This window comes from Streptomyces sp. NPDC002785 (assembly GCF_040295565.1).
GTDB lineage: Bacteria > Actinomycetota > Actinomycetes > Streptomycetales > Streptomycetaceae > Streptomyces.
In genome coordinates, this window is sequence record NZ_JBEOVN010000030.1 from 36,196 (window position 1) to 50,491 (window position 14,296).

At 70.2% G+C, this 14,296-nt stretch carries 11 protein-coding genes; 6 read left to right on the forward strand and 5 right to left on the reverse strand.

Going from position 1 to position 14,296, the window contains the following annotated elements; translation table 11 throughout:
* Positions 1-62 precede the first annotated feature (62 nt).
* Both ABTZ94_RS10860 and ABTZ94_RS10865 read right to left on the reverse strand, forming a co-directional pair.
* The gene (locus tag ABTZ94_RS10860; RefSeq protein WP_351199668.1) at positions 63-821 is read right to left on the reverse strand and encodes a polysaccharide deacetylase family protein; all 759 of its coding nucleotides are present in this window, start codon (positions 819-821) and stop codon (positions 63-65) included.
* 223 nt (positions 822-1,044) lie between these two features.
* Positions 1,045-1,902, reverse strand: coding sequence for a lysozyme (locus ABTZ94_RS10865; protein WP_351199654.1), 858 nt, complete (start codon positions 1,900-1,902; stop codon positions 1,045-1,047).
* Between the two features lie 227 nt (positions 1,903-2,129).
* Here ABTZ94_RS10865 and ABTZ94_RS10870 point away from each other — a divergent pair, with 227 nt between their 5' ends.
* Positions 2,130-2,627, forward strand: a complete 498-nt coding sequence (locus ABTZ94_RS10870; RefSeq protein ID WP_502967221.1) for a MarR family winged helix-turn-helix transcriptional regulator — start codon at positions 2,130-2,132, stop codon at positions 2,625-2,627.
* Positions 2,628-2,661: 34 nt separating this feature from the next.
* Here the strand turns inward: ABTZ94_RS10870 and ABTZ94_RS10875 are convergent, their stop codons facing one another.
* Positions 2,662-3,447 carry a protein phosphatase 2C domain-containing protein gene (locus tag ABTZ94_RS10875; protein WP_351199656.1) on the reverse strand — a complete coding sequence of 262 codons (786 nt, stop codon included), beginning with the start codon at positions 3,445-3,447 and terminating at the stop codon, positions 2,662-2,664.
* Between the two features lie 365 nt (positions 3,448-3,812).
* On the opposite strand from ABTZ94_RS10875, the gene ABTZ94_RS10880 reads away from it, so the two are divergent.
* From ABTZ94_RS10880 to ABTZ94_RS10900, 5 genes are all read left to right on the forward strand, one after another.
* Positions 3,813-6,755 carry a sensor histidine kinase gene (locus ABTZ94_RS10880; RefSeq protein WP_351199672.1) on the forward strand — a complete coding sequence of 981 codons (2,943 nt, stop codon included), beginning with the start codon at positions 3,813-3,815 and terminating at the stop codon, positions 6,753-6,755.
* A complete protein-coding gene (locus ABTZ94_RS10885) occupies positions 6,752-7,231 on the forward strand; it encodes a roadblock/LC7 domain-containing protein (protein WP_351199658.1) in 480 nt (159 codons plus the stop codon). The genes ABTZ94_RS10880 and ABTZ94_RS10885 overlap by 4 nt, the downstream gene beginning before the upstream one ends.
* Positions 7,228-7,641, forward strand: a complete 414-nt coding sequence (locus ABTZ94_RS10890; protein WP_351199659.1) for a DUF742 domain-containing protein — start codon at positions 7,228-7,230, stop codon at positions 7,639-7,641. Before ABTZ94_RS10885 ends, ABTZ94_RS10890 begins: the two co-directional genes overlap by 4 nt.
* Positions 7,622-8,272 carry a GTP-binding protein gene (locus ABTZ94_RS10895; protein WP_351199661.1) on the forward strand — a complete coding sequence of 217 codons (651 nt, stop codon included), beginning with the start codon at positions 7,622-7,624 and terminating at the stop codon, positions 8,270-8,272. Before ABTZ94_RS10890 ends, ABTZ94_RS10895 begins: the two co-directional genes overlap by 20 nt.
* Before the next feature lie 194 nt (positions 8,273-8,466).
* Positions 8,467-9,705 carry a styrene monooxygenase/indole monooxygenase family protein gene (locus ABTZ94_RS10900; RefSeq protein ID WP_351199663.1) on the forward strand — a complete coding sequence of 413 codons (1,239 nt, stop codon included), beginning with the start codon at positions 8,467-8,469 and terminating at the stop codon, positions 9,703-9,705.
* Positions 9,706-10,095: 390 nt separating this feature from the next.
* Here the strand turns inward: ABTZ94_RS10900 and ABTZ94_RS10905 are convergent, their stop codons facing one another.
* Together ABTZ94_RS10905 and ABTZ94_RS10910 are read right to left on the reverse strand one after the other, a co-directional pair.
* Positions 10,096-11,271, reverse strand: coding sequence for a C40 family peptidase (locus ABTZ94_RS10905; RefSeq protein WP_351199665.1), 1,176 nt, complete (start codon positions 11,269-11,271; stop codon positions 10,096-10,098).
* 310 nt (positions 11,272-11,581) lie between these two features.
* Positions 11,582-14,122, reverse strand: a complete 2,541-nt coding sequence (locus ABTZ94_RS10910) for an outer membrane protein assembly factor BamB family protein (RefSeq protein ID WP_351199666.1) — start codon at positions 14,120-14,122, stop codon at positions 11,582-11,584.
* Between the last annotated feature and the right edge of the window lie 174 nt (positions 14,123-14,296).

The following is a 14,296-nucleotide window of genomic DNA, read 5'->3' on the forward strand; positions in this document are numbered from 1 at the left end:
GGAAACGGGTGGGTGGGCCGTTCCGCGTGCGCCGGGCGTTCTCACGCTTCGGGCCGCACGGCTCAGGGGCGGTAGATGGTCCCCGGGACCGGCTCTGCGGGCGCCATCAGCTGAGGGACGGTGACGAAGGTGTAGCCCTGCTTCTTCAGCGCGTCGATGATGCCCGGCACGGCGGGAACCGTCCCCTTGTAGATGTCGTGCAGCAGGATGATGCCGTCCTGGCTCGCCTGGTCCAGGATGCGCTTCTTGATCAGCGCCGAGTCGTTCGTGGAGTAGTCCTTGGCGGTCGCGCTCCACAGGATCTGGGAGAGCCCCAGGTCCTTGCTGATGTCCGAGACGGTGTCGTCGGTACGGCCCTGCGGCGGGCGCATCAGGCGCGGCTTCTTGCCGGTGATCTCCGCTATCGCGTCCTGCGTCTTCTCCAGCTCGGTGCGTATCTCGGCTGGCTTCTTGTCTGTCAGGATCTCGTGGGACCACGTGTGGTTGGCCACCTCGTGCCCCTCGGCGGCGAGCCTGCGCACGGTGTCGGGGTCCTTCTTGACGTGGTTCTTGCCCAGCAGGAAGAAGGTCGCGTGCACCTTCTTCTCCTTCAGGATGTCCAGCAGGTGCGGGGTGTCCTTGCCGGGTCCCGCGTCGAAGGTCAGGGCTATGCACTTCGCCTTGCGGCAGTCCACCGGGCCGAAGGAGCCCTTGGCATCGGAGCCCGCGTCGCCGCGCGCGGAGGCCGGCGCGGTGGTCTGCATGGAGCAGCCGCTCAGCGTCAGAGTGAGTGCCGTCACAAGAGCGGCGGCCAACCCCGTACCGATCGACTTCGTCTTCATGGACAAGGCGGGTCACTCCTCCGTAGCTGAACAAGGCGCACGGCGTGCGGCAGAGAAGGACTATACATACGGCGTATACGCCGGGTGTATAGAGGGTCTTCGTTGTCGGCTCGGAGGGCGGAATGCCTCATCGGGGGGGCGCGAACGGGGCAGAGCCCCGGCGACCGGGTCGCCAGGGCTCTGTTGTGCGAAGCGCCGGACCGGGCGGGCGCGGCAGGCCGGCTCAGCCGTTGGCGAGAGCCTGTACGCGGTCGAGGGCGCCGTTGAAGCGGTTGTGGTCGCCCACGTACGGGCCGGACTCGGTGTACTGCCACATCGTGTAGTAGCCCCAGCCGGCCGGGAGCTCACCGACCGTGCTGTTGTAGCGGGCCACCCACAGCGGGTTGGTGGCGCCGAAGCTCGCGTTGTTGCCGGTGCAGGTCGTCCACCAGCTGGTCGAGGTGTAGATGACCGCGTCGCGTCCGGTGCGTGCCTTGTAGGTGTTCACGAAGTCGCGGATCCAGGACACCATGGCCGACTGGCTCTTCCCGTAGCACTGGTTGCCGTACGGGTTCCACTCGATGTCGAGCACGCCGGGCAGGGTCTTGCCGTCCCTGGACCAGCCGCCGCCGTGGTCCACGAAGTAGTTGGCCTGCGTGGCGCCGCTCGTGGTGTCCGGGGTGGCGAAGTGGTACGAGCCCCGGATCATGCCGATGTTGTATGAGCCGTTGTACTGCTGCGCGAAGTAGGGGTTCGTGTAGTACGTCCCCTCTGTGGCCTTGACATAGGCCCACTTCACGCCGCTGTTCCAGAGCGTGCTCCAGTCGACGTTGCCCTGGTGGCCGCTGACGTCCACGCCTTCGGTCTGGACGGCGCGGGTGTCACGCGGCAGTCCGCCCTGACCGTCGTGGGCGACGACTCCCATGCCCATCGTGGCCGTGCCACGTGCGGGCTTCTTGGCGGCCGCGGCGGTGTCGTGGGTGCCTGAGGCGCTCGCCGCGCCGGGCAGGGTGAGGAGGAGGGAAAGGGCTGCGAGCAGGGTTCCGGCCGCGGCGAAGTGCGAGCGACGGGATGTTCCGGATCTGGATCTGAGCACCGGCATGTGAGTGCCTCCGAGGACTTGGTGGGGGGACGTGCTGATCCCAGGGGGACGCTGGGCGAACCCCTGTCGACATGTCATGGTGTGAACATGCCATGCGCGACGCTACGCACGTAGACCCGTGCTGCGGAAGGGGGTCTGGGTGCTGCCGTTGGTCTACGCCTGCGAAATACTGGCCAAGCTGCGGCGATGACCAGTGGCGGAAGAAACTTTCAGCGGCAGGAAAGCTCATGAGGGGTGTTGACGTGCACGGGAGCGAAAGCGGTAGTGAACCCGGCGCGACCGGAGAAAGTGGTGTGGACCACGCATTCCTTGCGCTGGAGCGGGAGTTGGCCGTCTTTCTGCGCCGGGCACGCGCCAACTCCGGGGAAATGGCGCGCGAGGTGCACCCCGAACTGGAGGCCGCCGCGTACGGACTTCTCGTACGGCTGGAGTCGGCCGGGCAGCAGCGGGCCACCGATCTCGCGGCCTACTTCGGGGTCGGCAAGGCGACCATGAGCCGTCAACTGCGCGCCCTGGAGGGCCTCGGACTGGTGGCGCGCGAGCCCGATCCGGCCGACGGCCGGGCCTTCCTCGTCCACCTCACCGCCGAAGGTCTGGCCCGCTACCGCAGCGTGCGCGACGCCCGCCGCGACCGCTATGTGCGCAAGCTGGCCGACTGGGACCGGGCCGAGGTGGCCGAACTGGCCCGGCTGCTGCATCACTTGAACGCCCGAGCCGAAGACTGACGCCCCGCCTCGGCCCGTCTTTCCCGGTGGGCCGTCACAGCACCGCGTAGACCGCCGTCGCGTCGTCGTGGGTCTTGCCGCGGCGCAGACATGTGCGCTCCGTGTCCGCGTCCTCCAGTGCCCGGACGCGGTCGATCAGCCCCTGCGTGCCTTCCTTGTGGAGCACTCCGAGGCATTCCGCCCAGTCGCCCTCGTGGAACATCTCGGTCCAGCGGGCCGCCCCGTCGGTCATCGCGGCCAGCGCCCGTACCTGGCCGAGAGGGGTGCGCCCGGTGACCGCGCGGGCCGCCACGGAGGGGTCGGCGGCGGCGGTGAAGAAGCCGCCCTCCTTGTTGCGTACCTGTGCGTCGGCGATCGCTTCGTCCGCCAGCGAGCCCAGCGGCAGACGGTCCAGCCGGTCGTCCAGAAGAGGGCGCACGGTCCCGTCGGGTGCCTTGAACAGCAGTACGGAATCGGAGAGCACCAGGTGCTCGATCTCGCGTTCGTCCCAGCGGGCCATGACGACCGTCGCCTGCGGCGTCCTCGCGTGAGAAAGGTCACACAGGGAACGGTGTGCATCGGCGGTGTGCCGGATGGATTCGGCCAGGATCTCCTGGAGGGTCAGATCCCGTCGCGAACCAGACAGTTCGATCAGCGAGCCGCCCAGCCGTGTGGTGAACCAGGGGACCGAGTGCACACAACCGTCGTCACCCTGAGGTGGAGTCACGCCGTCGAGCAGGACCAGCGTCCCGCCCTGGCCGGAAGCGGGCAGGGCGGTGGCGGCCCAGTCCTCGTTCGGTCGTTCGGCGCTACCGGCGACGGTGGCGAGTTCGATTCGCATACAGCCAGTCTGCACGATGCCTTCACGAGCTGTGCACTGCCCAAAATTGGCCTGTACCGGCAGGTCAGGTGGATGCCCGGAGCGGAAGGAAGGGCTCCGTGTGGCGTGCGGGCGGGCATCCTGCCAAAGCCTGGGCGGAAGTTCCAACCGACGGTCCAGGTGTGCCGGACGCACCCCAGGGGGAGACTTGTTCGTCAACTCCGGATTGATGTTCACTCGTTCAGGTGGCGGAGTGGGTGATGCGCGCCCCCCTCTCAAAAGCACTGGAATGGTCAGAAGCCGTACCAGGGGTCGGGGCGCTCGTTCATATGTGACCGTGCGTCACCTCTGCTTCAAGGGCGGACGAGTCAAGAATGCGAGCACCGGTGCAGAAGAAGCGGCCTCGGAGCAAGGGCGACAAGCACAGCGGTTCCGGGGTGACGCCTCCGGCACCCGCCGAGAGCGAGGGCACCAAACGCACCGTGCGTGTACGCAGCCGGCTGGTTGCCGGTGTCGCGGTCGTCGGTATCACCGTCATCGCCGCGGGCGCGCCCGCGGCCCTCAGCGCTTCCTCCGACCTGAACGAGTCGCAGCGGCTGGTCACTCTCGCCGAGCTGAACCAGCAGGCCATCGCGCTCGCCCACGCCCTCGCGGACGAGCGTGACGAGGTCACCGCCTACATCGCGGCGGGCCGTGACGAGAAGTCCGGCCCCAAGGCGGAGGGCAAGGGCGACCCCGGCAGCCGGAGCGCCCGCGTCGACCAGCAGGTGGACGAGATCAGGGGCGCGGCCCCGGCCGCACTGCGCCGCGACCTCTCCACCATGCCCTCCCTGCGTCGCGACGCGCTCAGCGACAAGGGCACCGCGCTGGAGGCCCATCAGGCGTACTCCGAGGTCATCGCCAAGCTCCACGACCTCGCCGACGAGCTCGCTGAGAAGACCCCGCCGCGCGCCGCCGAGTCCACCCGGGCCCCGCTCGCCCTCGGCCGGGCCACCGAGCAGGCCTCCGCCACCCGCGGGCTGCTGATCGCCGCGCTCTCCGTACCCCGCAAGGTCACGACCCCGCAGATCGACCCGGTCACCGGGCTGCCCGTCCAGACCCAGTACGACGGCAGCAGCAAGGACGACCGCACCCGTGACGAGCTGAGCGTCGCCGCCCAGCAGGCCCGGGTCCGCGAGCTCTCCTCGCTCGCCGAATTCGACCAGGCCGCGGGCTCCATCGCCCGCGACAAGCTGTCGTCGACCGTCACCGGGCCCGAGGTCAACAGCGCGGAGAAGTACCTCAACTCCCTCACCGACCGCCCCGAGCTGTCGGACTCCGACCAGCGGGCCAACAGCGAGAAGGTCGAGGCGGCACTCTCCGCCCGGATCGACCGGATGCGGGGCGCCGAGTCCGCCCTCGGCACCGCACAGGTCCAGCGCCTGGAGCAGCTGCGCGACGACGACGTCACCGCGCTCGAACTGCGCATCGCGCTGCTCGGCGGCTGTCTGCTGATCGCCGTCGGCGTCTCCACCGCCGTGGCCCGCACCCTCACCCAGCCGCTCGCCGTGCTGCGGATCGGTGCCGCCCGCCTCGCCGCGGAACCCGACACCGCCGAGCCGGTCCGCTACACCGGCCGCAACGACGAGTTCGCCCAGGCCGTACGGTCCATCAACGCCCTGCACGGCAAGCTGCACGGACTGCTCCACGAGTTCAACGGCCGCTTCGAGAGCCTGCAGACCGAGCGTGCCGAACTGGTCGCCGGACGCGAGGCCCTCACCGTCCAGCGCGCCGAACTCCAGGTCGTGACCTCCGACCTCACCGCCCAGCTGGAGCGGCTGAAGAACACGGTCCACCACACCTTCGTCAACCTCTCGCTGCGCAACCTCGGCCTCGTCGAGCGTCAGCTCGGTGTCATCGAGAGCCTGGAGGAGCGGGAGCACGACCCGGAGCAGCTGGCCACGCTCTTCAAGCTCGATCACATGGCCACGGTCATGCGCCGCCACAGCGAGAACATGCTGGTCCTCGCGGGTGCCGAGCACGGCCACGGGCACGCGGGCTCGATCCCGCTGGTCGACGTGTTGCGTGCGGCCGTCTCCGAGATCGAGCGGTACGAGCAGGTCACCATCCAGTCCCTGCCGCCGCACACCCAGATCGCCGGTTTCGCCGCGGACGACCTCAGTCACCTCCTTGCCGAACTCCTGGAGAACGCGACCTCCTTCTCGCCGCCGGACTCCCATGTCCAGCTCTCGGGCTGGCTGCTGGAGACCGGCGAGGTGATGCTCTCGGTCCAGGACGAGGGCATCGGGATGTCCGCCGTACGGATGGGCGAGCTCAACACCAGGCTCGGCGACCCCACGTTGTTCGAGGCGGGGGAGCAGAGTGCGGACGGAGCCGGGCTCGGCCTCCAGGTCACCTCTCTGCTGGCCGCGCGCCACGGCGTACGGGTCCAGCTGCGCGACCACAAGGGCACTGGGGGGGTCACGGCGGTCGTCGTCCTGCCCCAGGCCATGCTGCCGAAGGGGCCACCGGCCGCCACACCGTCGCCCGTGAAGGTCCCCGAGGGCGCGCCCGCGCTGAGCCTGCCGGGGTCGGTCGCCGAGGCCAACTCCAACGCACTGTCGGGGCGTACGCTCGCCCTGTCCGGCGACCCGCTGATCGCCGCGGCCGAGCAGACGATCCGAGAGTCCGAGGCCGCTTCCGAGCCCGAGCCCGAGCCCGAGCCCGAGCCCGGGCACGCGGCGGGCAAGGCCCCCGCGCCCGCCCCGGTCGCTGCCGAGGCCGAGACCACGATGCAGGTACGGCTCCCGGTGGTTGCGGAGTTCGCGGACACCCCCGATTCCACGGCGCCCGACCCGTACGCCATCGGCCCCGACCGCCACGAGCGCACCGCCGATGCGTCCCCGGAGCCGTACACCGCCCCGGCCCCCGCGCCTGCCCCGGAGCCGGACACCGCGCCCGCCCCGGCCCCCGCGCCCGTCGCCGACGCCCTGCCCGGCCCCCGGCAGCCGGAGCAGCACACGCAGCTGCAGCAGGAGCGCATCACGGACAAGGGGCTGCCCAAGCGCACCCCCAAGGTCGTCAAGCCCGCCACGGCACCCAGCACCGAGCGCAAGGGAAGTCTGGACAAGGAGGCGCTGCGCCGTCGGCTCGGCGGCTTCCACCAGGGCGCGAAGGACGGCCGCCGGGACGTCGAGGCGGAGATCGCCGAGATCACGGCGACCCAGCCGTTCCCCGGGGACCCCGCACAGGCCGGGCGCTCCGCGCTCACCGAGCACGGTGAGCCGGCCGACCGTAGCGACGGCCGAACCGATGAGACGGGGGACACAGTCGAGGAGGCACGCAGTTGACTGCGCCCAGCACATTCGGGCTGAGTACCGAGGCCCGGAACCTTCACTGGTTGCTGAGCAATCTGGTGGAGGAGGTGCCAGGGGTCCACTCGGTCACCGTCGTCTCGTCCGACGGGCTGATGCTGCTCTCCTCCGACCCCGGCCATCTGACCGCTCAGAACACCGGCCGGCAGGACGGCCCCAAGGGCTCCAGCGCCGACCTGGCCACCATCGTCTCCGGCATCGGCAGCCTCACCATCGGCGCCGCCAAACTGATGGACGGCGGCGGCGTCAAGCAGACCATGGTCGCCATGGACGAGGGCAGCGTCTTCGTCATGTCGATCAGCGACGGCTCGCTGCTCGGTGTGCACGCCACCCCGGACTGCGACATGAGCGTCATCGCCTACCACATGGCGCTCTTCGTCGGCCGAGCCGGACACGTACTCACCCCCGAACTCCGCAGTGAACTGCGCAAATCGATGGAGAGCGCCCAGTGACGCCCGCTGTTGAACCCGCACGCAGGCTCCCCGTCCGCGGGGCCGACCGAAGGCCCGCACGGGTCCGCCCGTACTCGCTCACCGGCGGTCGCACCCGCTTCGGCCACGTCCTGCTCGTCGAGACGTTCGTCGCCGCGCTCGAAGCACCCGAGGAGCGCCGCGAGCTGACCAACGGCAACCTGGCCACCCGCGTCATGCCGGAGCTCCAGGCCATCGTCGAAATCTGCCGTCGGATGCGTACGGTCGCTGAGATCTCCGCCCTGTTGAAGATGCCGCTCGGCGTGGTCCGGGTGCTGCTCAGCGACTTGGCCGACCAGGGAAAGATCCGCGTGTACGGGACCGGTCACGGCACCGGCCAGCCCGACCGCGCACTGCTCGAAAGGGTGCTCAATGGACTCCGCCGTCTCTGAGGCGCCGCTCTTCGCCCCGCGCCGGCCGGGGGTCAAGGACCAGGCCGAAGAATCGCTGCAGGCCTGGCAGTTGGACCACACCAGGGCCCCCATCGCCACGAAGATCGTGGTCGCGGGCGGGTTCGGCGTGGGCAAGACGACCTTCGTGGGGTCGGTCTCCGAGATCACTCCGCTGAAGACCGAAGCGATGATGACCCAGGCCAGCGAGGAGACCGACGATCTCTCCGCGACGCCCGACAAGGTCACCACGACCGTCGCGATGGACTTCGGCCGGCTCACGCTCGACGACGACCTCGTGTTGTACGTGTTCGGCACACCGGGCCAGCAGCGCTTCTGGTTCATGTGGGACGACCTCGTGCGCGGCGCGATCGGTGCGGTCGTGCTCGCCGACACCCGGCGGCTCGCCGACTGCTTCCCCGCACTCGACTACTTCGAGAGCTGCGGCCTGCCGTACATCGTCGCCGTCAACCACTTCGAGGGAACAGAGGAGTTCGAGGCGGAGGACGTCAGGGAGGCCCTGACCGTGCCTCCGCACGTGCCGGTTGTGATCATGGACGCGCGTAACAGGATCACCGTCGTCGAGTCGCTGCTGGCCCTCGTCGGCCATGCCCTCGACGCCACCCCGGCATAGGAGGGCCCTGAACATCTTGTCCGGGCTCGCGACGCCCGGCACGCACATCTGCGGCGTTGCCGAAACGGCCTAATGGCTCCGCTATGAAGCCGCTCCGGTGCCTTGCAGCTGCACGCACCGAACGCCGCTCCCTGATCCGGCCAAGATGTTCAACACCCTCATGGCTCGCACGCAACACGTAACGGAGAACCGCGATGCGGAAGATACTCATAGTCGGAGCCGGTCAGTCCGGCCTCCAGCTCGCCCTCGGACTGCAGTCCAGAGGGTACGAAGTCACCCTGATGTCCAACCGCACCGCCGACGAGATCCGTTCCGGCCGGGTCATGTCGACGCAGTGCATGTTCAACACCGCGCTCCAGTACGAGCGTGATTACCAGCTCAACTTCTGGGAGTCCCAGGCCCCGCGCATCGAGGGCCTCGGCGTCTCGGTCGCCGCGCCCGACTCGTCGCGCGCCGTCGACTGGGTCGGAAAGCTGGACGGCTTCGCCCAGTCCGTCGACCAGCGCGTGAAGATGGCCGGCTGGATGGAGACCTTCGCCCAGCGCGGTGGACAGCTCGTCATCCACGGTGCCGCCGTCTCCGACCTGGACTACTTCTCCCGCACCTACGACCTGGTGATGGTCTCCGCGGGCAAGGGCGAGCTGGTCTCCATGTTCGGCCGGGACGCGTCCCGTTCGCCGTTCGACGCCCCGCAGCGCGCCCTGGCCGTCGCGTACGTCCACGGCATGGGCCCGCGTCCCGAGCACCCCGAGTTCGACGCGGTCCGCTGCAACCTGGTCCCCGGCGTCGGCGAGCTCTTCGTGATGCCGACCCTGACCACGTCCGGCCGTGCCGACATCCTGTTCTGGGAGGGCATCCCGGGCGGCCCGCTCGACGTGTTCCAGGGCATCAAGGACCCCTCCGAGCACCTCGCCAAGACGCTGGAGCTCATGGAGCGGTTCACGCCGTGGGAGTACGCCCGCGCCACCAAGGTCGAACTGACCGACGCCAACGGCACCCTGGCGGGCCGCTACGCCCCGACCGTCCGCAAGCCGATCGGCCGGCTGCCCAGCGGCGGTCTGGTGCTCGGCGTGGCGGACGTCGTCGTCGCCAACGACCCGGTAACCGGTCAGGGCTCCAACTCGGCCTCCAAGTGCGCCAACGCGTACCTGGAGTCGATCATCGAGCACGGCGACCGGGAGTTCGACGCGGACTGGATGCAGGCCACGTTCGACCGTTACTGGGACACCGCGCAGCACGTCGTGAAGTGGACCAACGCGATGCTCGGCGTACCGCCGGAGCACGTGCTGAACCTGATCGGCGCCGCCGGCCGGCTCCAGCCGGTCGCCAACCGCTTCGCCAACGGCTTCAACAACCCGGCGGACTTCGAGAACTTCTTCTTCGACCCGGAGAAGTCGAACGCGTACCTGGCCGAGGTATCTGCCGCAGTGTAAGCGTCTGACCTGCGAAGCAGCGGTCAGTGTTGGTGAACGTCAGTGACTGTGGGCCGCCCTCGGACGGCCCACGGACGGCCCGGCCGGTCTTCATGGGTACCGCCGACGGCGACAAGTGCCTGAGCCGCAACCCGTGTTGCCCAGCAGCCGGGAGCACACGCGAATCGCCATCGCGGCGGCCTGCGGCAGGCTTCCGGTTCAGGGCTGACGGCCCAGAGACGGCACACAGCACGTCAGGGGTCCCTCGTCTGCGCGGAGTTCGCAGGTGAGGGACCTCTGACATGAGCGGCATGCATCTTCGAACCGGAGAAGACGAACGCGTACCTCGCCGACGTGTCCGGGGCCGTGTCGGCCCGACGGTCATGTGCGGGCGTCACGGGACCCGGCTGCCTACTGTTTGGGCGCCGACGACGAGCTGTACCCCGCGTCCGAGCCCGAGGACGCCCCCTGCGGGGGCTGCGGCGGCTTGTACGCGGAGAGCGGCGCGCTCTGCGGATCCGGCCGTACGGCACCCAGCAGCGGATTCGAGGCCATCGGCGAGACCTTCACCTGCGAGCCGGGCCGGGGGGCCTGCACCACCCGGCCGTTGCCGATGTACAGCCCCACATGAGTGGCCTTCGGGAAGTAGATCACCAGATCGCCCGGGCGCAGTGCGTTCAGGGGCACCTTCGGCAGCTGCCGCCACTGCTCCTGCGAGGTCCGCGGAATGACGCGGCCCGCCTTCGCCCAGGCCTGCGAGGTGAGCCCGGAGCAGTCGAACGAGTTCGGCCCCTCCGCGCCCCACACATACGGCTTGCCGACCTGCCGGATCGCGTACTTGACCGCCTCGCCGCCCGCCTGGGACGGAGACCTGGCCGAGGACAGGGACCCGGAGGCGGCCAGGGCGCCCTGAGCCTTCGCCATGCCCTGCTGTTCCAGCCGGGACAGCTCGGTGAGCTGCGTGCCGGAGAGCGTGGCCAGCTTCGCCTCGACAGCCTTCAGCCGCGACCGCACCGCGTCCCGCTGCTTCTTCTGCTCGGCGGCCAGGACCTGCTTCCGGTCCAGCACCTTGCGGGACTCGGTCGCCAGGTCGTCGGCGCGTTTCTCGGCGTCGGTGAGCCGCTTCACGGTCGCCGCCCGCCCGGCCGCCGCGTGCCGGACCACATGCTCCTGGTCCAGGAAGTGCTCGGGATCGCGGGCCAGCAGGAGCTGCATGTACGAGGAGATGTCGGACTGCCCCTGGTACTGCTCACGGGCCAACTGCCCCGCCTCGTCACGGCTGTCGGACAGCGCGATCCGGGCCGTGGCGAGGGCGGCGCCCAGCTTCTTCGCCTGCGCCTTGCGCTTCTTCAGCTCTGCCGCGGTTCCGTTGTACGTCTCGGTGGCCTCCTCGGCCTGCTGGTAAAGCTTCTGCAGCTCGGTCAGCAGTTGGGCGACGCTTTTGTTCGTGGTCGTGGGGGCGGCGGGCAGCTTCGCGGTGGGGCCCGCGGCGGGGCTCCGGTCCGCGGGTGCGGCTGCTGCCGGCGAGGTTACGACCAGCGTGGTCAGGGTCGCGGTGCAGACTGCACGCAGGACTCCACCTGACACGACATCACCTCCGGTGACGGGGCGAGTCATGAGACTTCCCCCTGAGTGAGCGAAACGCATCAAGTACGGTCACTCGGTGTCACGAGATGCAAGAACCCTGCGGTGTGGCGGCAGAAGGGTTCGCCCGGAAGGCGGTGGTTGCGCGATTCGGCTGGTGCTGTGGCCGGAACGGTTTGCCGGGAAGCTCGCGGCGTTCGGTGTGGTGCATCGCAAAAGGGAGGATCCCCCTCGCACCGGACGTACTCGAGGTGGTGCGACAACGCAGGAAGGTGCCGTGCGGGGCGTCGCGAGCCGGCGAACCTTTCCGGTCTCAGGCGACCGGGAAGGCGTAGAAGATCCGGTCGCGCTGGACCACGGCGGTCTTTCCGACCGCCAGCACCCGGTACGCAGCGGTGACCGTGGGCCCCTTCGGGTCCTGGGACCCGATGTCCTGGAACTTCCACAGCCGTCGCCCGTCGTCCGCCGCGAATGCGGTGACCTGGGCCCTGCCCGCGGCCAGCAGCGTCCTGCCGGTCGTGCTGAGCGTCACCGCGGGGGCGGCGGTGCCGGGCGCCGCCTCCGTCGAGCGCCGCCAGCGCAGCCGCCCCGTCTCCCGCTCGACCGCACCCACTTCCTGGTTGCGGTTGGTGGTGTGCAGAAGCGTTCCGGTGGCGACGGGGGTTCCGTACGCGGTCCCGCTGGTGCCGTTCAGCGTCCACTTCGGCTTGCCTGAGGGGATCTCGAACGCCTGGAGGTCGTCGCCCACCGCCGCGTACAGCAGCCCCCGGCCGTCGCCCATGGCCGCGGCGTACGGTGCGACCGTGCCGAACGGCCTGCTCCACAGCAGCTTCCCGGTCTTCCGGTCGAAGCCCCGGAAGACGGCTTTCCCCTTGGCGGCCTTCACATCGCCGGGTGTCAGCGTGCCTGTGCTCTGACGTACGACGAAGTCGTCCTGCCCGACCGCGATCAGCCGGTAGACGGGGGCGGCCGGCCCGCGACCGGTGGGTACGGGGGTCCGCCACAGCTCCTTGCGCTGCAGGATGTCGTAGGCGAACAGGTACGACTTGACGACCTGAGTGTCCTTGCCGCGCTTCTTGCCCTTCTTCGCAGGCGGGGCCTTGACCGTCACCTTGTTGGAGCCGGTGAACCAGACCACCGGTCCGGACGCGCCGACGACCTTTGACACCGCGAGGTTCGGCGTCCCGGTGAACTCGTCCGCGTAACCCGCCCGGTGCGCGATCTTGCCGTCCTTCGGTGACAGCCACAGGAACTCGGACGGACCGGCGACGAAACAGAGTTCCTTCCCGGCCGGCAGCGCGGCCCGCCCCTTGGCGGCGTCCGTGTTCTCCCAGACCCGGCGCCCGGTACGCAGATCGATGCCGGTCGCCCCGCTGTCGCTGGTCAGCACCAGCAGCCGGTCGTTCCAGAGGGCGGCGGTGAGTGGCGGCAGTTCGGCCGCCGGATGCGTGTACACCCAACGCGGCTGCGGGGGCAGCCCCGCGACGGTGGGGCCGCTGCGGCTCGGTGCGGGCTTGGGATCGTCCGCCGTCCCCCCGTCGCCGGACCCGAGTGCGAGCGCTCCACCCCCGCCGACCACCAGCCCGGCGGCCCCGGCGGCGAGCCCGATGAAGAGACTGCGCCGACCGACGGCAGGGGTGGCGGGAGCTGCGGGGACCGGCAGCGGGCGGGGCGGTATCGGCGCGACGGGCGGCAGTACGGCGGGGAGCCCCGCGGCGGGCGCGGCGAGCTCGTGCGGTACGGACAACTGGGTCGTGGGCCGGTCGGTCGCCGGGACGTGGCGCCCGATGTCCCCGAGCTGAGCGGTACGGGTGTCCCTGGCGGGGGCGAGTTCGCGCGCGGGCGCACCGGCCGGCGCGCCCGACGGCGGAGCGTCCACGGGCCCGTCGGCCGGCCCGTTCGCGGACCTGCCGGCCGACCCGTTCACCTGCGCATCCACCGGATGACCCGCTGCGGCCAACTCCCGTACCCGCAACCCCTGTTCCACCACTGCTGCCGCCGGCAGCTCCGGCAGCCAGCCGCCCTTTGCCAAACCCGACGCTCCCTCGAGCGCCAGCTCTGCCGCCACCGTCCCCGCGCTCGGCCGGTCGGCCGGGTCCTTCGCCAGGCAGCGGGCGATCAGGTCGCGCAACTCCGCCGGTACCGCGCCGAGTTCGGGGTCGGTGCGGGCGATCCGTTCTGCTCCCTCGGCGGCCGGGCCGTCGGCGAGCGGGGTCGTGCCGGTCGCCGCGTACGCCAGCAGCAGGCCCAGGACGAAGAGATCGGATGCCGGTCCGGGCTCCTCTCCCTCGACCTGTTCCGGGGTGAGATAGCCGAGCCGTACGGACAACTGCCCGCCGGGCCGGGCCTCGGCGGCGGCTGCGGCACCCAGCGGGCCGAATGCGGTGAGCCGCGGCCCGTCCTCGGCCAGCAGCACCGTCCCGGGGGCCAGGCCCTGAAGCACGGCTCCGGTGGCGTGCACGCGGGAGAGGGTCTCGGCGATGCCTGCGCCGAGTATCCGCACGGCACGCTCGGGAAGCGGACCCATGACCTCGATCGCCTCGGAGAGCGTCAGTGCGGGTACGTAGAGGCCGGCCGTCCACAGCAGGTCGTCGTCCACGTCGTCGGCCGGGAGGCCGAGCTGCGGCTGGACCCAATCGCCGGCCAGCCGGTCCGCGGTGCGGGCCTCCGCATGGAAGCGGCGCCGGAAGGCGGGCAGCGCGGCAAGTTCGGGGCGGGCGGCGGTGATCACCACGGGTCCGTCGGCGGCCGCGTCGTGCGCGAGGTACTGCACGGCGCTCGCGGTCTCGCGGAACCGCGCCAGCACGGTGTACGGACCGATGAGGCGTGGATCGTCCTGACGCAGCGCCTCCATGGCGCACCCCCTTGCTGACCGTGCCCGGCACCCGAGCGTCGATCTTAGACCGACCGGCAGATGGGGGGCGGCGTCGCGGGGCTGGGCACGCACATCTGCCGCGTTGTCGTCAATCACCATGGCTCCTTCCCCAAGCTCTCGGCTGCGCTCGAGCAGGGGAGACCCCATCTGCCT

Bases quoted from the DNA above. Each gene is read 5' to 3' on its own strand.
- ABTZ94_RS10865 (WP_351199654.1), bottom strand. From the start codon at position 1,902: ATGCCGGTGCTCAGATCCAGATCCGGAACATCCCGTCGCTCGCACTTC.
- ABTZ94_RS10860 (WP_351199668.1), bottom strand. From the start codon at position 821: ATGAAGACGAAGTCGATCGGTACGGGGTTGGCCGCCGCTCTTGTGACG.
- ABTZ94_RS10910 (WP_351199666.1), bottom strand. From the start codon at position 14,122: ATGGAGGCGCTGCGTCAGGACGATCCACGCCTCATCGGTCCGTACACC.
- ABTZ94_RS10900 (WP_351199663.1), top strand. From the start codon at position 8,467: ATGCGGAAGATACTCATAGTCGGAGCCGGTCAGTCCGGCCTCCAGCTC.
- ABTZ94_RS10870 (WP_502967221.1), top strand. From the start codon at position 2,130: ATGAGGGGTGTTGACGTGCACGGGAGCGAAAGCGGTAGTGAACCCGGC.
- ABTZ94_RS10895 (WP_351199661.1), top strand. From the start codon at position 7,622: ATGGACTCCGCCGTCTCTGAGGCGCCGCTCTTCGCCCCGCGCCGGCCG.
- ABTZ94_RS10875 (WP_351199656.1), bottom strand. From the start codon at position 3,447: ATGCGAATCGAACTCGCCACCGTCGCCGGTAGCGCCGAACGACCGAAC.